Source organism: Citrobacter amalonaticus, assembly GCF_018252635.1.
GTDB lineage: Bacteria > Pseudomonadota > Gammaproteobacteria > Enterobacterales > Enterobacteriaceae > Citrobacter_A > Citrobacter_A amalonaticus_E.
In genome coordinates this window covers 930,997-956,613 of sequence record NZ_JAGTXM010000002.1, presented here as the reverse complement: position 1 = coordinate 956,613, position 25,617 = coordinate 930,997, and the positions used below count along the sequence as shown (strand labels likewise).

At 52.1% G+C, this 25,617-nt stretch carries 24 protein-coding genes; 8 read left to right on the top strand and 16 right to left on the bottom strand.

All coding sequences use genetic code 11. The annotated features are described in order from the left end of the window. The first annotated feature begins 226 nt into the window (after positions 1-226). Together KE671_RS08975 and KE671_RS22805 are read left to right on the top strand one after the other, a co-directional pair. Complete coding sequence (locus tag KE671_RS08975; protein ID WP_206162623.1) at positions 227-1,333, top strand: acyltransferase family protein; 1,107 nt, start codon at positions 227-229, stop codon at positions 1,331-1,333. A 629-nt stretch (positions 1,334-1,962) separates the two neighbouring features. Further along, positions 1,963-2,781, top strand: coding sequence for a phage integrase (locus KE671_RS22805; RefSeq protein ID WP_241029784.1), 819 nt, complete (start codon positions 1,963-1,965; stop codon positions 2,779-2,781). 100 nt (positions 2,782-2,881) lie between these two features. On the opposite strand, the gene KE671_RS08965 is transcribed toward KE671_RS22805, so the two are convergent. From KE671_RS08965 to KE671_RS08950, 4 genes are all read right to left on the bottom strand, one after another. Next, complete coding sequence (locus KE671_RS08965) at positions 2,882-3,595, bottom strand: MgtC/SapB family protein (RefSeq protein ID WP_206162622.1); 714 nt, start codon at positions 3,593-3,595, stop codon at positions 2,882-2,884. Positions 3,596-3,657: 62 nt separating this feature from the next. After that, a complete protein-coding gene (locus KE671_RS08960; RefSeq protein WP_206162790.1) occupies positions 3,658-4,641 on the bottom strand; it encodes a nucleoside hydrolase in 984 nt (327 codons plus the stop codon). Between the two features lie 10 nt (positions 4,642-4,651). Next, a complete protein-coding gene (locus tag KE671_RS08955; RefSeq protein ID WP_206162621.1) occupies positions 4,652-5,683 on the bottom strand; it encodes a LacI family DNA-binding transcriptional regulator in 1,032 nt (343 codons plus the stop codon). Positions 5,684-5,787: 104 nt separating this feature from the next. Further along, positions 5,788-7,182 carry an MFS transporter gene (locus KE671_RS08950; protein ID WP_206162620.1) on the bottom strand — a complete coding sequence of 465 codons (1,395 nt, stop codon included), beginning with the start codon at positions 7,180-7,182 and terminating at the stop codon, positions 5,788-5,790. A gap of 346 nt (positions 7,183-7,528) precedes the next feature. Between KE671_RS08950 and cueR the strand changes: the two genes are divergently transcribed. After that, on the top strand, positions 7,529-7,939 hold the full coding sequence (gene cueR, locus KE671_RS08945) for a Cu(I)-responsive transcriptional regulator (protein WP_044258912.1): 411 nt from the start codon (positions 7,529-7,531) through the stop codon (positions 7,937-7,939). Here cueR and KE671_RS08940 read toward each other — a convergent pair. The 4 genes from KE671_RS08940 to KE671_RS08925 are packed head-to-tail and all read right to left on the bottom strand — an operon-like array spanning position 7,936 to position 12,161. Beyond that, the gene (locus tag KE671_RS08940; protein WP_206162619.1) at positions 7,936-8,652 is read right to left on the bottom strand and encodes a DUF3142 domain-containing protein; all 717 of its coding nucleotides are present in this window, start codon (positions 8,650-8,652) and stop codon (positions 7,936-7,938) included. The two genes, cueR and KE671_RS08940, sit on opposite strands and share 4 nt — an antisense overlap. Continuing rightward, positions 8,622-10,766 carry a hypothetical protein gene (locus KE671_RS08935; protein WP_206162618.1) on the bottom strand — a complete coding sequence of 715 codons (2,145 nt, stop codon included), beginning with the start codon at positions 10,764-10,766 and terminating at the stop codon, positions 8,622-8,624. The genes KE671_RS08940 and KE671_RS08935 overlap by 31 nt, the downstream gene beginning before the upstream one ends. Positions 10,767-10,788: 22 nt before the next feature. Further along, positions 10,789-11,247: an NfeD family protein gene (locus tag KE671_RS08930; protein WP_206162789.1), complete on the bottom strand. Its 459-nt coding sequence runs from the start codon at positions 11,245-11,247 to the stop codon at positions 10,789-10,791. Continuing rightward, positions 11,247-12,161 (bottom strand): SPFH domain-containing protein, encoded by a 915-nt coding sequence (locus tag KE671_RS08925; RefSeq protein WP_206162617.1) that lies wholly within the window; start codon positions 12,159-12,161, stop codon positions 11,247-11,249. Before KE671_RS08925 ends, KE671_RS08930 begins: the two co-directional genes overlap by 1 nt. A 144-nt stretch (positions 12,162-12,305) precedes the next feature. Here KE671_RS08925 and fetA point away from each other — a divergent pair, with 144 nt between their 5' ends. Both fetA and fetB read left to right on the top strand, forming a co-directional pair. Beyond that, positions 12,306-12,977, top strand: coding sequence for an iron efflux ABC transporter ATP-binding subunit FetA (gene fetA / locus KE671_RS08920; RefSeq protein WP_206162616.1), 672 nt, complete (start codon positions 12,306-12,308; stop codon positions 12,975-12,977). Next, positions 12,970-13,749, top strand: coding sequence for an iron efflux ABC transporter permease subunit FetB (gene fetB / locus KE671_RS08915; protein ID WP_206162615.1), 780 nt, complete (start codon positions 12,970-12,972; stop codon positions 13,747-13,749). Before fetA ends, fetB begins: the two co-directional genes overlap by 8 nt. Positions 13,750-13,843: 94 nt before the next feature. Here fetB and KE671_RS08910 read toward each other — a convergent pair whose 3' ends face one another. The 3 genes from KE671_RS08910 to tesA are packed head-to-tail and all read right to left on the bottom strand — an operon-like array spanning position 13,844 to position 16,183. Next, positions 13,844-14,698, bottom strand: coding sequence for a co-chaperone YbbN (locus KE671_RS08910; protein ID WP_206162614.1), 855 nt, complete (start codon positions 14,696-14,698; stop codon positions 13,844-13,846). A 59-nt stretch (positions 14,699-14,757) separates the two neighbouring features. Further along, the gene (locus KE671_RS08905; protein WP_206162613.1) at positions 14,758-15,528 is read right to left on the bottom strand and encodes an SDR family oxidoreductase; all 771 of its coding nucleotides are present in this window, start codon (positions 15,526-15,528) and stop codon (positions 14,758-14,760) included. A gap of 28 nt (positions 15,529-15,556) precedes the next feature. Continuing rightward, the gene (gene tesA / locus KE671_RS08900) at positions 15,557-16,183 is read right to left on the bottom strand and encodes a multifunctional acyl-CoA thioesterase I/protease I/lysophospholipase L1 (protein ID WP_125339513.1); all 627 of its coding nucleotides are present in this window, start codon (positions 16,181-16,183) and stop codon (positions 15,557-15,559) included. On the opposite strand from tesA, the gene ybbA reads away from it, so the two are divergent. From ybbA to KE671_RS08885, 3 genes are all read left to right on the top strand, one after another. Then, on the top strand, positions 16,151-16,837 hold the full coding sequence (ybbA, locus tag KE671_RS08895; protein WP_206162612.1) for a putative ABC transporter ATP-binding protein YbbA: 687 nt from the start codon (positions 16,151-16,153) through the stop codon (positions 16,835-16,837). The genes tesA and ybbA overlap by 33 nt on opposite strands. Further along, positions 16,834-19,248, top strand: coding sequence for a putative ABC transporter permease subunit YbbP (gene ybbP / locus KE671_RS08890; RefSeq protein WP_206162611.1), 2,415 nt, complete (start codon positions 16,834-16,836; stop codon positions 19,246-19,248). The genes ybbA and ybbP overlap by 4 nt, the downstream gene beginning before the upstream one ends. Before the next feature lie 177 nt (positions 19,249-19,425). After that, complete coding sequence (locus tag KE671_RS08885; RefSeq protein WP_206162610.1) at positions 19,426-20,559, top strand: porin; 1,134 nt, start codon at positions 19,426-19,428, stop codon at positions 20,557-20,559. A 407-nt stretch (positions 20,560-20,966) separates the two neighbouring features. Here the strand turns inward: KE671_RS08885 and mnmH are convergent, their stop codons facing one another. From mnmH to KE671_RS08860, 5 genes are all read right to left on the bottom strand, one after another. Beyond that, complete coding sequence (gene mnmH / locus KE671_RS08880; RefSeq protein ID WP_206162609.1) at positions 20,967-22,037, bottom strand: tRNA 2-selenouridine(34) synthase MnmH; 1,071 nt, start codon at positions 22,035-22,037, stop codon at positions 20,967-20,969. Between the two features lie 107 nt (positions 22,038-22,144). Further along, a complete protein-coding gene (purK, locus tag KE671_RS08875) occupies positions 22,145-23,212 on the bottom strand; it encodes a 5-(carboxyamino)imidazole ribonucleotide synthase (protein WP_206162608.1) in 1,068 nt (355 codons plus the stop codon). Further along, positions 23,209-23,718 carry a 5-(carboxyamino)imidazole ribonucleotide mutase gene (gene purE / locus KE671_RS08870; RefSeq protein WP_206162607.1) on the bottom strand — a complete coding sequence of 170 codons (510 nt, stop codon included), beginning with the start codon at positions 23,716-23,718 and terminating at the stop codon, positions 23,209-23,211. Before purE ends, purK begins: the two co-directional genes overlap by 4 nt. Before the next feature lie 114 nt (positions 23,719-23,832). Continuing rightward, entirely contained in the window at positions 23,833-24,774 is a 942-nt protein-coding gene (locus tag KE671_RS08865; protein ID WP_206162606.1) for a DUF1848 domain-containing protein, read from the bottom strand. Further along, positions 24,771-25,607: a hypothetical protein gene (locus KE671_RS08860; protein ID WP_206162605.1), complete on the bottom strand. Its 837-nt coding sequence runs from the start codon at positions 25,605-25,607 to the stop codon at positions 24,771-24,773. The genes KE671_RS08865 and KE671_RS08860 overlap by 4 nt, the downstream gene beginning before the upstream one ends. Positions 25,608-25,617 lie beyond the last annotated feature (10 nt).

Sequence of the window (25,617 nt, the reverse complement as noted above, 5' to 3'; positions counted from 1 at the left end):
TCAAGTGTTTAAATTGCTGATTGAAAGGGATTTTTAAAATCAGTGTCCACATAGCGTCCACACTTCGACAAAAGTGTCCACATTACAATGACAAAGCCTCGCTATGCTGCGAGGCTTCTTTGTGACATCGCTGTGAGCCGACACGTAAGTCACGACAGTGATGATTCACCATTGATGAAAGAAATGTTAATATCCACAAAAATAATGAGATTAAACAAGAAACATAATGAAATATATACTTGAATACGGATTCTATCTTAGCATATTAATTGTGACCGTCTTTATTACATCGAAGTCTCTGGGTATTAAACCGCAAAAACATAAGTATGCCGCACTTGATGGTTTGCGCGGAATTTGTGCTGCCATGGTTGCCGTCTTTCATTTATACTGGCGTGCTGGCGGAGAATCTGATTTCTATTGGTCTCTTGATTACATCACTATAAGTAATGTTAAAAGAACTATATATTTAACTGGTGAGTTATCTGTTGGTGTTTTTTTTATGCTTTCCGCATTTCTATTTTTCAGAAAAGCACTTGCAGAATCATTCAATGTTAAAGATTTCGCTATTTCACGGTTTATGAGGATATACCCACCAGTAATTGCAACGTTGTTGATTATTTACATCACAACATTTATCATGAATGTGGGTGGACACACTCCTGTCTGGGAATGGTTTATATCTTCACTTCCATTTATTTTCAAAGCACCCGGAGCGGATATCAATGGTATGTCTCTCCAGATTGCAACGTCTGGTGTTTTTTGGACATTGGTGTGGGAATTACGCTTGTACTTTGCGATACCACTTATATATATAATTTTGAAAAAAATAAAGTATAAGGAAGTATTTGTCATTTCTCTAATGGTGCTTGTCTTAGGTTATAAGTATCTCATTGGTAATGAGCAGTACCTAAGTTATATCATGTACTTTCTTGCGGGTTTTTTGGTTGCAACAATAAAAACTAACAAAAGGCCGTCAGATCTAATATGCGCATTGTTGCTTTTTTTAGCCTTATATTTTACCAAGCATGCTTATAACACAACGACTCCACTTTATATGTTTATTGTATTTTATACAATTAAGTGCGGGTGTGATTACTTTGGATTGCTAACATCACGTCCCATTACTATGCTTGGAACATGTAGCTTTTCTCTTTATTTAATACATGGGATTGCTCAAACAATATCTAAACATTATTTATATAATTATGGTGATTATATTTGGCAAATTTGCGCCATTATTACAGCGGGTATAGTTGCGCCTGTTATGTATAAGTATGTTGAGAGTCGAAGCACTGTGATCAAACGGCAGTACGAACAGACAGCAAAACAATAAGCTTTTCCCTTTTGCCCAGAGTTGTGTAAGCATCAGTACATGGTCAGTATGTCCCGCAAAGCGGTGGGGCATACCTGGACACCTGGAGGATCCTTTTTTCATTATTGCGGTGTTTTGCAAAATTTAAAACATAACTGTTTTCCTACAACCCGCGCCTCGTAAGGCTTTGCACGCTTGCTGCCGATTATTTCCATACTCGTTCGATTTGCTTTTGATCGTCACAGAATTTAAAACGATCCTATTAAAACATATGGTTAACCAATAGATTAGCGCCAACTGATGCAGCGAGTGTTGCATAGTGCTGCAAAATCTTCCGCAGTTTGCAAAAGCTCGAGACTATAGAACCCCTGAAGCGGCGCGGGCTGGTGGTATGGTTTGCTCAAAATTCTTGTGCACAATTTTTAAGCTCCAAATTGCTTCGGCGGGTACGGTGTAGCGTCGTTTCCGTTTCTGATCCGCTTCTGTCAGCGTGCTGTGGTTTCCGTGGCTGGGCGGTGTTGAACGAACGGAAGGCCATACGATGGTTTGTGGGTGGAATGGATCGGCGATATTAGTGCCCGAAACATCCTCGCCTGGTACCTCAACCTTGGAAAGTTTTGGAAGGTGTAAGCCGGAAGTCAGTTTCGGAGATGCACTTTCAGCCTGACGCTGAAACGGTGAATTCTGCAACGGCTGCCGGTCGCTTTGTTGCGGGGATGCCAGGTGATTGCCATATTGTCATTATTAAGTCTGACCTGGGTCAATCGCTGGCCGTTATCGATTTCCGTACATACAGACTGGAGGAGAGGAGCAAGGCTTCAACAATTAACTACGACCTTTTCGCACTAAGTGGAGTGTTTAAAGCGATGGCAGAAATCGACGAGTTTCACGGTGAAAATCCTGTTGCGGCAATTTCGGCATTGAAAGAGCCAAAAACAGAAATGTCATATTTCACACAATCGGAAGTGGATCGGTTGTTGTCTCTTTGCTCTGGTGATTATTACCGCATCGCCGTTCTGTTACTGGCGACCGGTGCCCGGTGGGGTGAAGCCTATCAGCTTAAGGCTGAAAATATCGTCGGAAACAAGGTCATGTTTACGATCACCAAAAACGGTGAAAGACGAGTTGTTCCCATATCAGATGACATTGCAAAGATAGTAAAAATTCAGGAGTCGGGAAGGTTGTTTCGCGTTAGTTACAAAACGTTCTACCTACGCATGAAAGAGTCTAAACCCAATTTGCCAGGCGGGCAGGCCGCGCATGCGTTACGCCATACGTTCGCAACGCATTTCATGATGAAGAGGGGAAACATTATCGCGTTACAACGCATTCTGGGTCATTCTGATATTTCGCAAACCCACTTTGCACCGGACTATTTACTGGATGCAGTGAGCTACAATCCCCTAAGTGGAATGTCCACATTGTGTCCACACTCTGGAGGCAATACGGGGGTTTTGAGGGCTAGTTAAGTCTGTAAAATGCTGAATTGGCGCAGTGTCTTACGGTGCTGCGCCACTTGAAACCTCCCAGCAAGGGGAAGGTCAAGGGATTTGTTTTCTCCCTTTATTTTTAATGCTCCAGCGCGATGGCGCAAACATGTTCGAGGGTAGAAAGGTTGTTGTAAAGTTCCGGTAAGGTCATTTTTTTTCTAATCACGACCTTAAGGTTAACCTCTATTTTCCCCTTTTTGACATCGCGGATGGTGATAGCTTCAATAATGTTTTTTTGCTGATTAATACTTTCCACCAGCGTTTGTAGTCCTGATTTTTCGTCAAGAATAATGCGAATCTTTACTTTACCGGGTAATTGATTTTTGGTTTGTAAAAAGATCACAAAATAGCTGAGTTTTATGGCCAGCAGGAATAAGCCTGTGGCAATCAGTGCATGCATATAAAAACCGGCGCCACTGGTAATTCCCACTCCTGCGGAAGCCCATACAATGGCTGCGGTTGTCAGCCCGGATATGGCGTCATCATGGCGATGAAGGATAACACCCGCACCGAGAAAGCCCACGCCGCTGATAATTTGTGCGGCCAGGCGCATCGGATCGCTACGTATGTTCATCGAGATTTCCGCGTAATATTCTGCTGACTGAATAGAGACGATTGTCAGAACGCAGCTGGCGACTGAAATGATGACGCACGTTTTAAATCCGACAGGCTTTCCTTTTGATTCTCTTTCAAGACCGATGATCCCACCGAGGATAAAAGCGACGCAAATTTTGCCCAGTGTAATTACGAGAGATTCTCCTTCACCGAATAAGAGGAAGGATAACGTATTCATATTTCCTCCGGAAAAACTCACCCCAAACCGCGCAGGAAGGTCGCCCTTTCTGACCCGTAACACTATGCGCTGTAGGTATGGATATAGTGCTCAATCAGCGAAAGAAGTCGCCGGTTATCGACGCTCTGCAGAATTTTTACCGGCGAACCTTTTGGTTCAGGGATCCCAACATTGAGACGCAACGTGTCACGTCCATAGCGACAGGTCATACCGCGCGTGATGCCTTCCAGAGAGACATCCAGATAATCTTCCTCCATCGTTGCCAGAGAGGGATCCAGTAACCAGGCAACGGTTAACACATCGTGGATCCAACATCCGGGCAGATTGCGGGTTTGCATAGAGTATGTGATCCACGGGCGAATGGTTTGCGCCAGATAACGGCTAAGCCCGTTTTCTGTTGTTGCCAGACGATCCAAATCAGCGTGAAGCATTTGAGTTTTCGTGGTCACATCCATCGGGACCAGCGTGACTGGTGCGCCGCTGGTAAGCACCGCATGAGCTGCCTCAGGATCGAGACCAAAATTTGTATCTTTCAGGTAGCCCGGCACATTGAATACGCCGCCCATAACAACGATATTTTTGACCGCGTGAACAATCTGCGGGTAAAGCTGTAGGGCAATGGCCACATTGGTGAGTGGACCGGTAGCAACCAACGTGATCTCATCAGGGTTATTACAGATGAGTTCACCTATTGCCTCAGGTGCATGGGAAGTTACCTGTTGACACAATGCCGGGGCAGGAACCTCAGACCAGAGTTGCCGTAAGCCAAACTGATCGACACCCTGATCCAGTTTTTCACGCCAGGGATGCGGATCTTCCCGGAGTGCGCGCGAGGCACCACGGTAAACCGAAACGGGAATATCCAATTGCGTAATGAGATCTTTAGCGACGGCATATCCCACGTCTACCGGCGTATTTCCTGCGACAGTGGTGATCATCTCCAGAGTGATTTGCGGAGCGGCGATCGCCAGCGCCAGCGCCAGGCCGTCATCGATATTCGCGCCGGGAATGCCATTGCCGGGATCGCAGTCAATAATTATACGCATCGGTTTATTTTCACGTTGTCTCGGGTTGTACTTCATGTCCCTGGCAGCCACATGACTCTCCTGTTCGTAAATAAAACTCAAATTCAACGCGGCGAACCTTTCCATCCCAATTTTTCAGCATGTCAATTGCCGCACGGGCCATCTTATCGACCGGTTGTCGAACGGCGGTTAAAGAAGGGACGTTGTAAGCCGATTCATGTGTCGCGTTAAAACAGACCAGTGCAACATCTTCAGGAACGCGCAGTCCATGTTCCGCCAGGGCGCGTAAACAACCCAGTGCCTGCTGTTCATTCGTCGCGAACAGCGCGCGCGGCGGCTGGCGCTGCAGCATGCGTTTAGTCGCCTCGTAACCCCCCGCGCGGGTATAGTTGGTCGAAAAAATCCATGAGGGATTGACCATTAACGATGAGGCTTCCAGCGCCTGCTGCCAGCCGCGGATACGATCCTGAGTATTCAGCATTTCACGCGGACCACAGATGATGCCGATATCACGGTATCCGTGATCAATCAGATGTTGTGTTACCTGCATCGCCGCCAGTTGTTCATCAACCTGGATAACGCTGACGTTAAGCCCAGGATCCACGCGATCGAGCATGACGCAGGGGGTACCGCTTTCCTGAATCAAATTGATATAAGGATGGCGATCGACACTGGTGTAGATCAGCCCGTCAACCTGGCGGTGCAACATATTATTAATGAGTTCACGTTCACGGCAGCTACTGTCGCCTGCATCACCCAGCAGGAGTACTTTGCCATCAGCAAATGCTTCGTGTTGCAGAGCATGAGCCATAGAGGCGATAAACGGGTTCGAGATGTCAGGTGCGACAAGCCCATAAGTTTGTGTACTCCCTGAAGCCAGCGCCCGCGCGATGCCATTGGGTCGATAGCCAGTTTTCTTAATGGCCTGTAGTACACGTTGTCGGGTCGCTTCGGCAACAGGGCGCGGGCCATTATTAATAACGTAACTAACGACAGCGACGGACGTTCCCGCTTCTTTTGCCACGTCAGCACGTGTTACGCGTTGTAAATGTGATTGAGTCACAAGGCACCTACCTGATTGCGTTCAGAGTGATTTTTTCCAGACAGCATAAGGCGTTATGACCCAAAAATCTTTGGTAAAGAACGCGCATCTCACGTTCTCTAGCCTCAAATCGCATCCTCGGGTAAGTTAAGATCCCGCCCACGCGTTTCTGGTGCAAAGAAAGTGGTTACCAGTCCAATTGTGGCCATAAGAGCGAAATAGAGAGCGATTGGCCACCAGTGTCCATAAAACGAGAGCAGTGCAGAGGCGATAAGTGGCGCTGTCCCGCCAGACATAATGGAACCAAGCTCTTTTGCAAATGCCATTTTAGTATAACGATTCGTGACACCGAAAAGCTCAACGCCCCAGGCAGCCTGAACACCAAAAATACCCAGTGACGCGATTCCCATCCCGGTAATGATCGTTGGGATAACAATCCACGGCTCACGAGAATCCAGCAGCATGAATGCCGGAAAGGCATACAGGATGAGTAACAAGCAGAACCAACGATAGATGATCCGTCTGCCGAATCGATCGGACAGCCAGCCCGCCAGAGGAATAATGGCGAATCCCAGAACCGATGCGATAAACACCGCCATGGTCGGCACAGATTTATCCACCATCAGCACCTTCGCGACATAGCCAATGATAAATCCCTGAGCCAGGTAGGAAGGGCCATTCTCGCCAATGCGTAATCCGACCATGGTCCAGAACGCACGCGTCCGTTTCCAGAAGCTACGTGTATCATGCTGTTGCTGTGCCTTTCCCTCGCGAAGAACTTTTTCTCGCTCGGCCTGCAGGAGGGCTTTTTGACGTTCAAAAACGGGCGTTTCGCGCATATGGCGACGAATCAATAACGCTGTAGCGGCGATAAGAATGCTGCAAAGAAAAGGAATACGCCAGCCCCAGCTCAGTAAGTCATCTTTGTCCATTTGCAGGACGATGAGCCAAACCAGAGAAGCCAGCAATGTTCCGCTGTTCGAGCCCAGCGCGATAATCGAGGAAACCAGCCCACGGCGTTTAACTGGAGCATATTCACCGAGCATCACAGTACCGCCTGAGAGCTCCGCGCCGGCTCCCAGGCCCTGAGAAAATCGAAGGATAACCAGGCACACCGGCGCCCAGACGCCAATCTGGGCGTAGCTGGGGATTAATCCTATTAGCATGGTCGACATGCCCATCAATCCAATCGTGATAACCATGACAATTTTTCGACCATGTTTATCGCCTATCCAGCCGAACAGTAATGCACCGATAGGGCGAGCAATAAACCCGACAGAATAGGCGGCAAAGCTGGAAAGTAACGCCATGACGGGTGTCGCTTCCGGGAAAAAGACATCGCCAAAGATAATGCCTGCGGCAAGGCCGTACAGGGCAAAATCGGCATATTCCATCGTGGTACCTAACCAGCAGGAAAATGTTGCTCGCCAAAACTCGCGGCGCCCTTCGGGGGTTTCCAGCCGCTCCTGAGCTGCCTGTAGGTTATCCGTCAGGGGAACAGAGGATGAATGCGTGTTCATAAGAACTCCTTGAAGTTATCTGTCGACATACGTCGCAGGTTTGTTCTCTTCATGTTCTACTCGCGTAGATATTATATTTTTACCGGAGATTAATAAATCTACCCGCGTAGAATGATCAAATAAAAGAGTTAAAATTGCGAAAGCGATCACTTATAACAGGCAATTGTTACAGAAAAAGGTACGCCTGCTTCGATGTGCTTCACTGTTTATTAGTACGAACGCTCGACGGTTACGGGAAAATGTGAAATGCCAGGAGGATACGGGCATCAAAAGGGAGGGGGCGTGTGGTGTCAGCAACAAGTACGTTATAATGACAGCATGCCACAGCTTAAGGTGCGGAGGACTTGTGAATATCAGCGATGTAGCAAAAAAAACCGGTTTAACCAGTAAAGCGATCCGCTTTTATGAAGAGAAAGGGCTGGTCACGCCGCCGCTGCGTGGCGAAAACGGCTATCGCACGTACGGCCAACAGCATCTCAATGAGCTGACGCTGCTGCGCCAGGCGCGCCAGGTCGGATTCAATCTTGAAGAGTGCGGTGAACTGGTAAATCTGTTCAACGATCCGGGGCGTCATAGTGCGGATGTCAAAAAGCGAACGCTGGAGAAAGTGGCGGAAATTGAACGCCATATCAGCGAATTACAGTCGATGCGCGTACAGTTGCTGGCGCTGGCGGAATCATGTCCGGGCGATGACAGCGCGGAATGCCCGATTATCGATAACCTTTCTGGCTGTTGCCACCACAAGGCGCAGGCTTAACGCGCGTCGGGATTGAGCATAAAGACCACTGTACCACGATACCACGGCGACGTTTGTAACGGTGCTTCCGCCAGGCGATCTCGCTTGCCGTGCTGTACCAGACCAAGCTTAAACGGAATACGCAGTCGGGTGAGAGCGGGCAGGTAGTCCTGATAATTCGTTACCGTGTGCCGTCCCTGATAGCTCTGCACTACCAGTTCATCCACCGGCAGCGCGTTCAGCGTCGCGATATCTCCCGTTTTCGCCCAGTCCAGCAATCCGGTGACTCCAAGAGCAAAGTCGGGCGGCAGTTGTTGGCGCAATGATTGCAGAAAGCGGGCATAGTCGGCGAGTTGATGCGTCGCGGCGTCAAAATCGACCTGTAGCCCCACGACCTGATTTCCTGCCGCCTGCCAGCGCTGCATCAGCCGCACGATGCGAGCCGGGATCGTGTCCGGGACGTCGAGCGTGGTAAAGCGCACGGTAAGCCAGATGGACGGAAACGTCAGGCGAGTGACAGGAAGTCCCAGGCGCTGAAACTCTGCACCCTTCTCCCGTATCATTACGTCCCCTTGATGCAAATAGACAGTCCGGGCGTCTCTCAGTTCGTCGCTGGCTTTCACCCCCGACCAGAGCCAGAATGCAGGGTGTTCGCGGGCGGTAACCGTCTCTGCCGCCTGCGCCTGTTCCGCCAGTAACGCAATCACCAGTAGTATTTGAGTTTTTGCGCCCACGGGCTACCCGGATACTGAGTTTTCAACTGCGTGAACCAGCCTTTACGCTGCGATTTGTCCACCTCTTCTCCGCCGCACTCATTCGCGCCGGACGGGGCGTAGCACATGATGGCGCGATACAGCGCGTAACTTCTGTCTTCGTGCTCGGCTTTCGGCGAGGCGATGACCTGCTGATAATAACGCTGGCGATTAAACTGTCCGACGGGATCTTTCTGATGGATAGCGGATTCCAGTTCACCATTACCTGCGCTGTCTTTCCACAAATCGACATGGGTTTGCGAGGTGCGGAAGAATTCGCCCAGACAGTTCAGCGCATGGGCGTCATCGGGATTTTTGCTCAGCGTGCCGACGGTATCATTGAGGCTGCGGCACACGTAACCGATTTCGGCGGCGTCGCCGTTCCAGTCAAACGCACTCAGATTGACATCATCGAACGCCTCACCGATCGCCGGCTGCGTGATGACGCTGGTAAGTTTGCGGTCCTGCAGCCAGTCGCTAAAGCGGTTTTCAGTGAGATCGCGCACCAGCAGCGTATGCAGTGCGATAGTACGTTCTTCGTTATTCGGTCCATGGCTGACCTGCTGACGTAACTGCTCAGGCATCGCCACGGTTTTCAGTACCCGGGAGCGATAGCGCAAACTGGTGACGGCGCTGTTCGGGGCAAAAATCGCCGCTGTATCACCGCTGTAGACCAGCGTGGCCGCCAGTTTTGCCTGCACATATTGTTGCTGTTCGTTATCCTGGCTCAGCATCAGCAGTATCGACCAGAAATCGCGCGCCGCTGGCCACTGCTTTTGTCCCATCAGCGCATTACCATAGAGAACCTGTTCGCTGAAGGCGAGGATATCGTGAGGCGGAAGTTTTTGCGCCGGAGTGACCGCCTGAAGAATGGCGGCATAGTTATCTGTCGCCAGCCACAGGTTGAGTTGTAAATTGCGCCACAGCGGCAGTTTTCCGCTCTTGTCAAAAACCGGCTTGCTGGCATCAAGGTTGGCCTGGGTCAGGGTTGGTTTCCGATCGCTGTCCAGGCGAAGGGCGCGCAGCATCTCGGTATAGCTGACGAGGGGGGCATCGGCAAATGCCTCCTGAACGGATTGATCGTAAAACTGCATGCCATAGACGTTATCGTATTCAATCACCAGGTTTCGCAGCGCCTGCGCATCGGTGGCCTGCTGGAATGCCTGTTCATACAATCCCGCAAGGGTTGTCCAGTCCTGCAAATACCAATCGATACGGCGCAGCATGCCACGTGCGGAATCGGCATAGCGGCCTTCCGTCCAGCGCTGGAGATAGGTCTGGGCCTCCTTTTGCGCGAGTAGGGCGTCTTCACGGTTTATTCGTGCGATATCAAAATCGCCATATTCGCCGACGCTGTTCTGGCTGCTTTTGTTGAGCGCTGTGCGCATCAGCATATATTGCGCGGTTTCCGCCAGCCACGGGCGATCGTGCTTAAGCAGCGATGTGAAGGTCTGCGCCGCGCTTTCGTATTCGCCCGCGTAAAAATGGGCCGCGCCGGTCAGATAGGTTTTATACGCCAGAGCAGGTGAATCCACAGGAAGCGTGGTGAGAGACGCTGTAATCTGCTCCGCGCTGGCCCCGGAATATAGCCCCAGGCGCGCCTGCGCCAGCGCCTGCTTTTGCTCCGCCGTTAGCGCGGCATCGTTCAGCAGCGCGGCAAAAAACTGGCTGACGCTGTCGGCATTGTTGGAGACGAAACGGTTTTCCTGCTCACCGTCGTGCTTGAATTCGATTGGCTCCACCTGCAGCGTAGCCATTTGTTGGACGATCGGGTCTGGCGCGTTCTGCGTTTGTTCAGGCGAGTCCGCCTGGACATCAACGTCATCCCACTGCGGATGATAAGCAAAATAGAAATCGCGTGAACGGCTGATATCCGCAGGCATCGACTGAACGGGCACAGCAAACGACTTTGCCTCACTCAGCAGGCGCAACAGGTTATCGCGAGAATCATTACCGGGCGTCAGAATAGGGTCGCCTTTTAGCAGACAACGTTCGTCGCTCCACGTACAGTCTGCCATGTCAAACGAGGCGAATGCCTGTGGGGCGCTCGTCAGTAGTGCGCAAAAACTTAATGCCAGAGGCGTCTTCCTGACCATTATTCGATTCCTGTCATCTGCTTCATCGGGGAAGGGGTCTGATATAGAGCGTGATACCTTCAACGGCGATCACTTCAACGTGCGTTCCTGCGGGCAGATCGTCGCTGGCGTTGACCGGCCATGAACTGTCGCCAACCCGCATATGTCCGCGTCCGTTGACCAGGTCAGATTCCAGAACGAACCGGCGGCCAACCAGTTGCTGACCACGCTGATTGAGCTGACCGTCTGCGGGTTTTTGCTCGCGAACGCGTTTCGCCATCCACTTCCACCAAAACCAGGCGGCTAACAACGTTAAAACAGCAAAGGTAACACCCTGCCATTCCCAGCCGACGGGCAACAGCCAGACCAGAATGCCGGTAATGACCGCCGCGACGCCGCTCCACAACAGATAGCCGTTACCGCCCAGCATTTCAGCGGCCAGAAGCAGGCCGCCGAGGCTCAGCCAGAAAATATGTGGGTGTTCCACGATTAAGCTAATCATCATTTATTCCGTGCGCTGGCGCTGTCCTTGATCAGTTCAGTAATCCCGGCAATGGAACCCATCAGGCTGCTGGCATCCAGTGGCATCATTACCACTTTACTGTTGCTGGACGAGCCGATTTGCTGTAGCGCTTCGGTATATTTCTGCGCCACAAAGTAGTTCACTGCCTGAATATCCCCGGAGGCGATGGCTTCCGAAACCATTTTGGTTGCGCGGGCTTCCGCTTCAGCAGAACGTTCACGGGCTTCTGCCTGTAAGAAGGCCGACTGGCGCTCGCCTTCTGCTTTCAGGATCTGCGATTGTTTTTCCCCTTCCGCTTTCAGAATCTCCGCCTGACGAACCCCTTCGGCTTCCAGAATATAGGCGCGCTTGGTACGTTCTGCTTTCATCTGGGCGTTCATTGAAGAGATAAGCTCTGCGGGCGGACGCACGTCGCGGATTTCGATACGGGTGACTTTGATGCCCCAGGGATTGGTCGCTTCATCGACAATGTGCAACAGCCGCGTGTTGATGCTGTCACGCTGGGAGAGCATCTCATCAAGTTCCATAGAACCGAGAACAGTACGGATGTTGGTCATGGTCAGGTTGATGATCGCCAGCTCCAGGTTGCTGACCTCATAGGCCGCACGTGGAGCATCAATGACCTGAATAAAGCAGACGGCATCAATGGTAACGTTGGCGTTGTCTTTTGAGATCACTTCCTGAGATGGAATATCCAGAACCTGTTCCATCATATTGATTTTGCGGCCAACCCGGTCCATGAACGGCACCACAAGACTTAAACCCGGTTGCAGGGTTTTGGTATAGCGGCCAAATCGCTCTACCGTCCACTGATATCCCTGGGGAACAATTTTCACACCGGCACCGACAATCACCAGCGCGACAAAAATGAGAATAGGAATAACGATAAGCATTGAAAACCTCCTGTTGAACTGTCCATGATGTCGAGACTGGCGACGGTACTCTTGAAATTATACCTGATTCATTAAAGAGAGTTCCCCTCTCGTTAATTAGAGGGATACACTATTTTGCGATAAAACGCGAAAACAGGATAGATAATGCGTGAAAATAGCATTTTGCTGCAGCTAAACAATGTGGGCTACCAGGTCGGGACAACGAAAATTCTGAATAACATCAGTTTTAACTTGCACCCCGGTGATTTTAAATTAATAACCGGCCCTTCCGGCTGTGGAAAAAGTACCTTACTAAAGATTATTGCGTCGTTACTCAGTCCGACTAGCGGCGAGATCCTCTTTGTCGGGGAGGAGATCGCCACGCTCAACCCGGAACATTATCGCCAACAGGTTTCGTATTGCGCCCAGACGCCCGCGCTTTTTGGCGATACCGTCTACGATAATCTGATCTTCCCCTGGCAAATCCGTAACCGGCGTCCTGACCCTGGGGTTTTTCTGGCGGACCTGGCCCGCTTTCAACTGCCGGAGACGATTCTGGCGAAAAATATCAACGAACTTTCCGGTGGAGAGAAACAGCGCATTTCCCTGATCCGCAATTTACAGTTTTTGCCGCAGGTTTTACTGCTTGATGAAATCACCAGCGCGCTGGATGAAAGCAATAAGCGCAATGTAAATGAGATTATTCATCACTATGCTCGCGACAAGCAGACAGGCGTACTGTGGGTGACTCACGATAAAGATGAAATTAATCATGCGGATGAAATAATCACGCTGATGCCGCATGCCGGAGAAATGCAGGAAGCACGAAATGAATGAACATAATATTACCAACGAGTCACTGGGATTAGCGATGATGCTGGTGGTGGTGGCGATGCTGATAAGCCACAAAGAGAAACTGGCGCTGGAGAAAGATATTCTCTGGAGCGTCGCTCGCGCCGTGGTTCAGCTTATTATCGTCGGCTATGTCCTGAAATATATCTTCGCGGTGAATCATGCTGTCCTGACGGTAGTGATGGTATTATTTATCTGTTTTAACGCCGCGTATAACGCGCAGAAACGCAGTAAATATATTGATAAAGCGTTTATTTCCTCGTTCATTGCCATCACGACGGGGGCAGGGTTAACGCTGGCGGTGCTGGTGCTGTCAGGATCGATTGAATTTATCCCTATGCAGGTGATCCCCATTTCCGGGATGATTGCCGGTAATGCGATGGTGGCTGTTGGATTGTGTTACAACAATTTGGGGCAGCGCTTCAGCAGCGAGCAGCAGCGGATTCAGGAGAAACTCAGCCTTGGCGCCACGCCGAAAATGGCCTCTGCTGGCTTGATCCGCGATAGTATTCGCGCCTCGCTGATCCCGACGATCGACTCCGCGAAAACGGTCGGACTGGTGAGTTTACCGGGGATGATGTCGGGGCTGATCTTTGCCGGTATCGATCCGGTTAAAGCGATTAAATATCAGATCATGGTGACGTTTATGCTACTCTCAACGGCGAGTCTGTCGACCATCATTGCCTGCTATTTAACGTATCGAAAGTTCTATAATTCGCGTCACCAACTGGTGGTGACGCATTTAAAGAAATCGTAACAGAGATCGCCGGATGGCGGCTGAAGCCTTATCCGGCCTACGGATGAGTGCTTATTGTAGGCCCGATAAGCGTAGCGCCATCGGGCAAATACCATCAGTACAGCAAGGCATACAGCTGACGGCGATATTTTGACGCCAGCGCATCGCCGGTACCCAGCGCGGCAAGAATTTCCTGGAACGTTTTACGCGCCTGACCGTCCGCGGCAGCGAGATCTTTCTTCAGATGGCTAAACAGCAGTTCCAGCGCTTCTTCGTTGCGTCCGACCTGATGCAGTTGCAGCGCCAATTGCGCTGCCAGTCCGGCATCCTGCGGGTTTTCCTCTACCTGCTGTTGCAGTAGCTGAATCTCCGGCGTATCTGCCGCCTGTTTCAGTAGTTCAATTTGCGCAACCAGCCCCTGATAGCGGGTGTCCTGATCCTGTAGCGGAATGGTTTTCAGCACGGCTTCTGCGTCTTCAGAGCGGTTGAGGGCGATTTGTGTTTCCGCCAGCAGCAGGCCGATTTCACCATTCTGGTTAGAGAGTTGCCAGGCATCTTTGAGCAGCGGCAGCGCTTCAATGTAGTTGCCTTCCTGCATCAGTTGCATGGCCTGTTGCGCTTTCAGCTCTTCTTCACGTGGCAACACTTTGTCGAGCAGGGCACGGATCGCCTCTTCCGGCTGCGGTCCCTGGAAGCCGTCAACCGGCTGACCGTTCTGGAACAGATAGACGGTCGGAATGGCGCGCAGACCAAACTGAGAGGCAATCATCTGCTCGGCATCGCAGTCGAGCTTTGCCAGAATAAACTGGCCGTTGTACTGCGCGGCAAGACTTTCCAGCACCGGCGTTAATTGCAGGCAGTGCTGGCTGCGTTCAGACCAGAAGTAGAACAGGACCGGCGTGGTCATCGACAGTTCTAAGGTCTGCTGCAGGTTAGATTCGTTAATGTTGACAATATTCTGTGTGGACATGGAGTCACTCTCTTGTGTCGATTTCTTTTTTACATGGGGGCTTAAGCGCGTGCTTCAACTCATCCGTGCAAAATTTTGTCCATCAGGCGTCCCGGCAGCAGGCGTTTAAGCAGCATAACGGCCCAGGTCACCAGCGTAACGGGATAGCGAATTTTGGGTTTATCGCTGACAAAAGCATGGCGCACTTTGTCGACAACTGCGTCAGGATCCAGCGTAAAACGTGCGGCAATACCGGGGTTTTCCACCGGTTTATCCGTTTGTGTCTGATTGACGTTTTCAGTAAAACGCGTACGGATGGGGCCGGGTTCAATCAGGCTGACTTTAATTCCGCTGTGACGCAGCTCCATGCGCAACGCATCTGACCAGGCTTCCAGCGCGTATTTACTGGCCGCGTAGGCACCGCGCCCAGGCGTTGAGATCAACCCCATCACCGAGGAGGTCATCACGATCCGACCTTCGCCGTGCGGCAGCATCGCCGGTAACAGGCGCATGGTGAGCTGGTGCGCGCCAAAAAAATTAGCGGAAAATTGCTGCTCCATTTGTGCGCGGCTGATGGTGGTCAGCGGACCGTAAACGCCGTATCCGGCATTGTTAAAGATCCCGTATAAGCAGTTATCGGTCAGGGCGATCACCTCGTCAGCGGCGCGATCCACGCTCTCGGGAGAGTCGAGGTCGATCAATACGCCGGTGAATCCCATGTTATTCATGCGCGTGACATCGTCGGGTTTGCGGCAGCCGGCGAGAACCTGAAAGCCCTGACGCTTCAGCTCAAGCGCGCTTCCCAGGCCGATACCGCTGGAACAGCCTGTTATTAAGACCGATTTTTGCATAACTTTACCTGTCAGGATCTCCGTTGAATTAAGACTCGTGTTTTACTAAAGGACTCAACTGCTTCGCCATCCAGTCGGCAATAAAGGGCTGGGCATCGCGGTTAGGATGAATACCATCATCCTGCATCCATTGCGGTTTTAGATAGACCTCTTCCATAAAAAAGGGTAACAGAGGAATATCAAACTCTTTGGCGAGCTTTGGATAGAGTGCGCTAAAGGTTTCATTATACCGACGACCGTAGTTTGCGGGCAGGCGAATTTGCATCAGCAGCGGTTCGGCGTTCGCTGCTTTGACGTCCTGCACGATGGTACGCAGCGTCTGTTCGGTCTGTTGCGGCGCAAATCCACGCAGTCCGTCGTTGCCGCCCAGCTCGACCAGTACCCAGCGCGGTTGATGCTGTTTGAGTAGCGCAGGCAGACGCGCCAGCGCTTGCTGGGAGGTGTCGCCGCTGATACTGGCGTTCACCACGGTGGTTTTGCTCTGCCATTTATCGTTGAGCAGCGCAGGCCAGGCGGCGCTGGCGGACATTCGATATCCGGCGCTCAGGCTGTCGCCGAGGATTAACAACGTGTCAGCCGCAGCGGCCCGACAGGTAAACAGGATCAGGAACAGGAAAGGCAAATGCCAGCGGAAAACATTGTTGAAGTTCATCATCTTAAGAAGTCCGTCGGTCAGGGGGAGCACGAGCTTTCCATCCTTACCGGAGTTGACCTGGTTGTCAAACGCGCTGAGACCATTGCGCTGATTGGCGAATCGGGTTCAGGGAAATCCACGCTGCTGGCGATCCTCGCCGGGCTGGATGACGGTACCGACGGTGACGTCAATCTGGTGGGGAAACCGTTGCATCAGATGGATGAAGAGGCTCGGGCTCAACTGCGTGCACAGCATGTCGGTTTTGTCTTTCAGTCATTTATGTTGATTCCCACGCTGAATGCGCTGGAGAACGTTGAACTTCCCGCACTGCTGCGCGGCGAAAACAGCGGACAAACTAAAGCGGGAGCGAAAGCCCTTCTTGAACAACTGGGGCTGGGCAAGCGTCTGGACCATCTTCCGGCGCAGCTTTCTGGCGGTGAGCAGCAGCGCGTGGCACTCGCACGTGCCTTTAATGGTCGCCCGGACGTCCTGTTTGCCGATGAACCGACGGGTAATCTCGACCGGCAAACTGGCGAGAAGATTGCCGATCTACTCTTTTCTCTTAACCGCGAACACGGTACCACGCTTATCCTGGTGACTCACGATCCGCAACTGGCGGCGCGCTGCAACCGGCGGTTGCGTCTGGTGAATGGACAGTTGCAGGAGGAGGCATGATTGCACGCTGGTTCTGGCGCGAATGGCGCTCGCCGTCGCTGTTGATTGTCTGGTTGGCGTTGAGTCTGGCGGTGGCCTGCGTGCTGGCGCTGGGCAATATCAGCGACCGGATGGAAAAAGGATTAAGTCAGCAAAGCCGTGAGTTTATGGCCGGCGACCGGGCACTGCGTAGCTCACGCGTAGTGCCGCAGGCGTGGCTTGACGAAGCGCGTCAGCGCGGTCTGAAGGTCGGGGAACAACTGACGTTTGCCACCATGACCTTTGCCGGTGACACGCCCCAACTGGCGAATGTCAAAGCGGTTGATGATATCTACCCGATGTACGGCGAGCTGGAAACCAACCCACCAGGGCTCACGCCGCAGCCGGGAACGGTACTGCTGGCACCGCGATTGATGGCGTTGCTGAATCTGAAAACCGGCGACACCCTTGATGTCGGCGATGCCACGTTGCGCATTGCCGGTGAAGTGGTACAGGAGCCGGACTCCGGCTTTAACCCCTTCCAGATGGCCCCGCGCCTGTTAATGAATACGGCGGATGTCGCGAAAACCGGTGCCGTACAGCCCGGCAGTCGCGTCACATGGCGCTATAAATTTGGCGGCACGCCGCAACAGCTTGATGGCTATGAAAAGTGGTTGCTACCGCAACTAAAGCCGGAGCATCGCTGGTACGGACTTGAACAGGACGAAGGCGCGCTGGGCAAATCCCTTGAGCGTTCGCAACAATTTCTTCTTCTTTCGGCACTGTTAACGCTGCTGCTGGCCGTCGCTGCGGTGGCGGTGGCGATGAATCACTACTGTCGCAGTCGCTACGATCTGGTGGCGATTCTGAAAACGCTCGGCGCGGGTAGGGTGCAATTGCGAAAACTTATCGTCGGGCAGTGGCTGATGGTTCTGGCGCTTTCCGCCGTGACGGGCGGGGCGATCGGTCTGCTATTCGAAAAGCTGTTAATGGCGCTGCTCAAACCGGTATTACCTGCCGCGCTGCCGCCTGCCAGTTCCTGGCCGTGGATCTGGGCGTTGGGCACCATGACGGTGATCTCACTGCTGGTCGGGTTGCGTCCCTATCGCTTGTTATTAGCCACCCAGCCGCTGCGCGTATTACGTCGTGATGTGGTGGCCAGCGTCTGGCCGCTGAAATTCTATTTGCCGATCGTAACCGTTGTGGTGGTGGTGTTACTGGCCGGGTTAATGGGCGGCAGCCCGCTGCTGTGGGCGGTGCTGGCGGGGGCGGTGGTACTGGCGCTGCTCTGTGGCGTGCTGGGGTGGATGCTGCTGAACGTCCTGCGGGGGATGACGCTATCGGCGCTGCCGCTACGCCTTTCGGTCAGTCGCCTGCTGCGTCAGCCGTGGTCGACGCTGAGCCAATTGTCGGCGTTTTCGCTGTCGTTTATGCTGCTGGCGCTGTTGCTGGTATTACGCGGCGATCTGCTTGATCGCTGGCAGCAGCAGCTTCCGCCGGAAAGTCCAAACTATTTTCTGATCAATATTGCCCCGGATCAGGTGCCACAGGTGAAAGCATTTCTCTCCGAGCATCAGGTGATCCCGGAAGCGTTCTACCCGATTGTGCGGGCGAGGTTGACGGCAATAAACAACACGTCGACAGAAGGTGGACAAGATGAGTCTCTGAATCGTGAGCTAAACCTGACCTGGCAGGATGCCCGCCCGGATCACAATCCTGTCACCGCCGGTCACTGGCCGCCAGAAAAAGGCGAGGTATCGATGGAAGAGGGACTGGCAAAACGGCTGAACGTTTCACTCGGCGACAGCGTCACCTTTATGGGCGACACCCAGGCCTTCAGTGCGAAGGTAACCAGTTTGCGTCGGGTAGATTGGGAGAGCCTGCGACCCAACTTTTTCTTTATCTTCCCGTCCGGCGCGCTGGATGGTCAGCCGCAAAGCTGGCTGACCAGCTTCCGCTGGGAAAACGGCAACGGCATGCTGACGCAGCTTAACCGAGAGTTCCCGACCATCAGCCTGTTAGACATCGGCGCGATCCTTAAGCAGGTGGGGCAGGTGCTGGAGCAGGTTAGCCGGGCGCTGGAGGTGATGGTGGTGCTGGTGACCGCCTGCGGCATGCTGTTGTTACTGGCGCAGGTGCAGGTCGGTATGCGTCAGCGTCATCAGGAACTGGTGGTCTGGCGGACGTTAGGCGCGGGCAAGAAACTCCTGCGTACCACGCTATGGTGTGAATTCGCCATGCTGGGGCTGGTCTCCGGGCTGGTGGCATCCATCGGCGCGGAAACCGCGCTGGCAGTGCTGCAAACTCAGGTATTTGACTTCCCGTGGGAACCTGACTGGCGTTTGTGGATTGTTCTGCCGGTCTGCGGTGCGCTTTTACTTTCTCTTTGCGGAGGCTGGCTCGGTGTCCGTCTGCTGAAAGGGAAAGCGTTGTTCCGGCAGTTTACTGTTTAACATCGTGATAATGACGCGCCGGTTTTTATGCTGGCGCGTACTTTCTTAGTAGCATAAATTGATAACCCTTCGCTGTTTAACGGCACAAATCATTAAAAACCCGCCAACACGTCAGTGTTAATACCAGTTAATATTCAATCGCTGAATAATTAGCAGGAAATCTATCAAGGAAAAATAATGACTATAAAAACAACAGCGCTGGCGGCATCGATCGGCGCAGCAGTGGCATTGACGTCTTTCGCCTCTCAGGCGGAAATCACCGTTCTGAAACAAGATCCACAGGCGGGCAATCCGCTGAGCCGTCTTAACTTTACCGTTGGCGGAAGTATTCGTCCTCAGTTCCAGAATATGACGGGCGATGACGGCGCAAATGGCTATAAACGCAATGGCTTTGACGGCGGTACCCGTTTCCGCTTCGCGGCAGATTACTATCTGTTTGATGACATTAGTTGGATCAGCTTCTACGAACTGGGTGTTAACATTCCGGCGCAGTTCAACTGGGATAACCACTATGCTGACGGCGCGCATGACACCACGCGTCGTATGCTGTACACCGGTCTGAAGAGCGATACCTGGGGTACGCTGACCTTCGGTCAACAGAACAGCATCTACTACGATGTAGTCGGTGCGAAAACCGATATCTGGGACTACGACATGATTGGTCAGGCTCCGGGTAACGGGATTAACGGCGACTATGATGGTTCTTACCGTTCCCGCAAAATGCTGAAATATAAGAAAACGGTCGGCGATGTTGATCTCTACGCCTCTTATCTGTTCAGCGACGACTACAACCCGAACAATGGCCTGAACTACAAGCGTAAAGGCGGTGGTTCACTGGGTGCGGATTATCACATCACTGACGATCTGAGCTGGGGTACGGCGTGGAACTACACGCGTGCGGAAATGCGCGGTAACGGCAGCAAAACGTACGATCAGAATATCGTGGGTACCGCGCTGAGCTGGACACCGGATAACTGGACCTTCTCACTGGGCGGCGGCTGGTATCAGAACTTCATGACCACCAGGAAAGTGTCAGCACATGACTACTTTGCCGGTGATGCGTGGGGGCTGGAATATTTTGCGGGCTATAAATTCCCAATCAACCAGTATGCGTTGAAATCCATTCAGCCGTACTTCATGGGGGACCGCATTGAATATGTGAATGGTCGCAATTACCTGCGTACCGATAATGGCGTGGGTATCAGCTTCCAACTGGATTACGGTTTCCGTGTTGATTACGAACATGTCTTTACCTCCAGCACCGACGACCTGGGTGATATGAACCTGGTACGCCTGCGTTACGACTTCTAAGTATGATGCTGTGCCGGATGGCGCTGGCGCTTATCCGGCCTACAGGACTGTGGTGATTTGTGTGCCGGATGGCGCTGGCGCTTATCCGGCCTACAGGACTGTGGTGATTTGTGTGCCGGATGGCGCTGGCGCTTATCCGGCCTACAGGACTGTGGTGATTTGTGTGCCGGATGGCGCGGAGGCTTATCCGGCCTGCAGGACTGTGGTGATTTGTGCGCCGGATGGCGCGGAGGCTTATCCGGCCTGCAGGACTGTGGTGATTTGTGTGCCGGATGGCGCTGAGGCTTATCCGGCCTGCAGGACTGTGGTGATTTGTGTGCCGGATGGAGCTGAGGCTTATCCGGCCTGCAGGACTGTGGTGATTTGTAGGCCGGATAAGACGCGTGAGCGTCGCCATCCGGCAATTCTTAGTGGCTCAGCCAGCCCGCCACCTCTTCGAACGTTCCACGAAAGACAATCTTTCCGGCTTTCTTTTCCAGTTGATAGCGATACATCGGATCGTAATACTCTTCCAGCAGCGGCACTAACCAACTGAAATGCGCTTCGGTGCTGCCGGTATGACGCTGTGTCTCCAGCGCCACGCCCAGCTTTGCGGTTAACTCGTTAAACCGCTGCAAACCCAGACGCCGTTGAATTGCAGAAAGCCCGTGATGCAGATAGTTGCTGTATTCCTGCCATCCCCGTTCTTCGCCATACGCGTGGGTAAAATCATGATGCATTCGCACAAAATACTCTTCACGCAGGCGCTCAAGACGCCGTTCGAACGGATCGTCAATCACGGCGATAGTGGCCTGCGCCATGCGCTCGCGCAGGCATTCCGGCAAATGGTTAGATCCAATCATTCGACCTTCATCTTCCAGTACCCAGCGTGTGGTCTGTTTTTTGAGCAACGTCACCGCCAGCAGATTTTCGAAACTCGCCTGACTGAGCTGCGGTTCCAGAGTGCGGCCAAATGAGGAGCCGCGATGATGGGCCAATCCCTCAAGATCCACCCCGTTTTCCTGCTGTTGCACCAGTTGCGTTTTGCCATTGCCGGTGCAACCGCCAATCAGCACGATCGGTTTTTGGACCTGTTCTTCCGTGGCGGCAATCGCGGCCTGGCGTAGCGCTTTGTAGCCACCGTTGATCAACGGGTAATCCACGCCGGATTCACGTAGCCACTGCTGGACAATGTGCGAACGCTGACCGCCCCGGGCGCAGCAGAGATAGCCCTGGGGGTGTTGCCGGCAGGCTTCGCGCCAGGCGTCCAGACGCTGCTGGCGAATCTCGCCGCAGACCAGTTGATGACCAAGCTCCAGTGCAGCCTCTGGCCCCTGGCGTTTATAGCAGGTACCCACGGCGGCACGCTCGTCATCATTCATTAAGGGTAAATTTATCGCGCCCGGTATGGCACCCTGCTGAAATTCAACCGGCGCGCGGACATCGATTAAGGGCGTATCGGCGGTAAGAATCGCGCGATAGTCCGTTCCATCGTTCATGAGAAATCCTGAAAAAGACAAACAGCAATGGACGGGATTTTACGCGCGGAAGGAGAGCGCGGGGAAGTATAAGTTAAACTTCCCCGCATTTTACCCGTAATGAAGGTTTATTTAAGCTGAGTTTGCGCCCAGAGGATACCGCTGGCGTACTCTGGCGGGAGCAGCGGCGCGAGGGCTTCCAGCGTCGCACTCAGACGCGCGGTATCGCTGTCGGTCAGATTCAGGTGACCGACTTTACGCCCCGGACGCACCTCTTTGTCGTACCAGTGCAGATGCACCAGCGGCAGTTTCAGCCAGTTATAATTCAGATCGCTGCCAATCAGATTCACCATGACTGATGGACTGTCCACCACCGGTGACGGCATCGGCAGGCCGGTAATCGCCCGCAGATGCAGCTCAAACTGGCTGATACTGGCGCCGTTTTGCGTCCAGTGACCGCTGTTGTGTACGCGCGGGGCCAGTTCGTTGATCAGCAGACCTTCCGGCGTGACAAAACACTCCATTGCCATCACGCCGACGTAACCCAGATCTTGCATGATGGCCGAAAGCATCGATTCGGCCTGCGCCTGCTGTCTGGCGTCAGCGCGTGGAAAGGCGACGCTGGTGCGCAGAATACCGTCCTGATGCAGGTTATGCGTCAGCGGGTAGAACACCGTGCTGCCGTCATGCGCACGTGCGCCGACGAGGGACACTTCACCCGAAAAGTTAATGCCTTGTTCAACTATGCATTCGCCGTAGTTGTCGCCCGGCAGTTGATCGGTTTCACTGGCGCGTAAACGCCACTGACCGCGACCGTCATAACCGCCGACGCGACGTTTCACGATCGCCAGTTCGCCTAAACGGTCAAAGACAGCAGGCCATTCGCTTTTGTCTGCCAGCAACTGCCACGGCGCGGTCGCCAGACCGAGCTTATCGAAAAGCTGTTTTTGCGTCAGCCGGTCAGCAATGATGGGGAATACGTCGCGGTTAACGAAGGCCGGATGACGCGCCAGTTCACGCGTTAACGCGGTTTCCGGCCAGCGCTCGATTTCTGCGGTAATTACGCTTTGCTGAAAAGGCACGGCAGCCGGTTCCGCATCCAGCCCGACCGGCCAGACGGCGATGCCCAGCGGTTCACCCGCCTGACGGAGCATCCGGCCTAACTGCCCGTTGCCCAGTACGCAGACCTGTTTCATGCCGCACCTCGAGGATCCGGATTCTCCAGCACCTCATCCGTTTGCGCCTTGCGCCAGTCGTTCAGACGCTGGTGCAATGCGGTATCATGCGTCGCCAGAATCTGCGCCGCCAGCAGCGCCGCGTTAGCCGCGCCCGCTTTACCAATCGCCAGCGTACCGACCGGAATACCGCGCGGCATCTGTACAATAGAGTACAGGCTATCGACGCCGCTCAGCGCCGCGCTTTGTACCGGAACGCCCAGTACTGGCACCAGCGTTTTCGCCGCAATCATCCCAGGAAGATGGGCCGCGCCACCCGCACCAGCAATAATCACCTGATAGCCATTCTCTTCAGCGCTTTCGGCAAAGCTGAACAGTTTATCGGGCGTGCGGTGGGCAGAAACCACTTCTACGTGGTGCGGGACATCCAGAATTTCAAAGATTTCTGCGGCGAACTGCATGGTAGCCCAGTCGCTTTTGGACCCCATCACGATGGCGACACGCGCCGGGTTATTGCGGGAAGACATGCGTCTGAAAACTCCTGTGGTGCGGGACACACTGCTTTTGAGGCCACAAAGAATAGCACGTTATATCAGCAAGGAAAACGGTTGCGTGCCTTGATTTTAAGGCTTCCGGGGATATCAAAATAGTGGTGGCTGAAAACGTACCGGTTCTAATAGAAGAGGATCAACTCCATCTGTACCGCCTAACAAAAAGGGACTCTCTGGAGAGTGTTTTTTGAAATTGCTGTTGGCTTGATGCTGATTATAGGTCGCGTAGCAATATTGGCATCCATGCAGACAGGTGTTGTAGGTACCGATGTCTATACTCTTCACACACCCACAGGCCTCACGCTGACCTGAATCTTTGCTATTGGGTATTAATAAGCCAAACAGGTCATTAATTAGCGCCTCATCAATACATTTCCCATGCTGAATGCCTTGCCCGGTAAGATTGACCTCTTCGGCACAGGAGTAGATATCCAACCCGTGTTGTCGGGCAATCTCTGATAATTTTTGCGACAGCGTTAAGCAGAGTTCATGATTTTGTGTGATATCGCTGTAAATGAGTGAATCAATCGCTTTAAGGTTTTTTTCCGTCTTTTGATAAAAATCAGCGAAGCTAATCACAACGCGTCGGGTATGGCCTTCTAATTCGGTGGCGATTTTACTGAACAGGCGGACATGTTCGTCAAATGGAAGAAGATTTGAAAACAAAATAGGGTCATAGCGCCAGATGACTTTTTCAGCGCCAATCTTTTCTGACAGTCGTTTGAATACCTCGAGCGCTTTATGCGGATTTAAGGTTTTAGACTCAATTAACCGCGGATATCCGGTGAGGGTGAACTGGAAGTAAAAACGATGGCCGATCTCAGAGAGTTCATCAAGATAAGGGAGCAGTTTCGTGGGGTTGCGTGTCCAGAATACGATTGCATCAACATCTTCAGGAAGCAATGACACCCGAGAGACCTGGTGATAGTTAAAGGGATTCCGGGTCAGTAAAAAACCTGCACGAATGCGGTTCATTAACCACTCACTGTAGAAAGCGGGTATATCGGTGCGACGGCTGGCACTAATGATCATCGCGTATATTCCAGTATTTGATAGTCAAGATATCGGTTAGTTAATATCGGGTAATCTCTGACCTTGCATCGACAGTCATTATCTTTGTCCTGGCAAAGTACTATACATTCTTTTGGATAATCAAAGTGAACATCTATCGCTTTTAAACCCGTATTGGCATTCCCCATGTATTGAGTGACGGTGTGTTTATCCGCGGTACGAAAATCATGGCGGATTAATTCATTATGGATGTGTTCGAAAATTTTGACATGTGCACTGGTTTGATCAAGAGAAGTATTGACATAAGAATTGAGAAAGTAGAGCTTATCTTTTTTAGTTTTTGAAATTTCCTGAGCGAGCTGTTCAATATCTGATGACTGCTCAATATCCTTAATTGATTTTGGGAAAATAAATACATCAAATTTCCCCAGAATCTTAGTGCTGATTTGATTAACAGAACGCGATGTCAGATATAGATTGTCATTTCCTTCTGGCAGCAATCGCCTTGCTTTCCAATGACATACATCGTAGCCATAATAATTAAAGTTAATGCCGCCAAGATTATGCAGAAGAGCAAAGTAATCGGGATATAACCCACATCCCATTGAGGCAATATTGATGTCGGTTACGCTATTTTTATTTAGCCTTTCCAAAAGTAAATTGGCTAAAATACAGTACTCAAAATAATAGGCCGGAAGGTATTTTAAAGCATATATTTTTTGATAAACTTCGTCATCATAGTTACCATTTAAAGGCAAAAGTTCTGAATGGTCACATAAAAAACCATCTCTCATTAAACTTCGATGAAAACTGTGTACCGTAGTACGGATAAAATCCTGATCGATATTCATCATCACCCTTAAT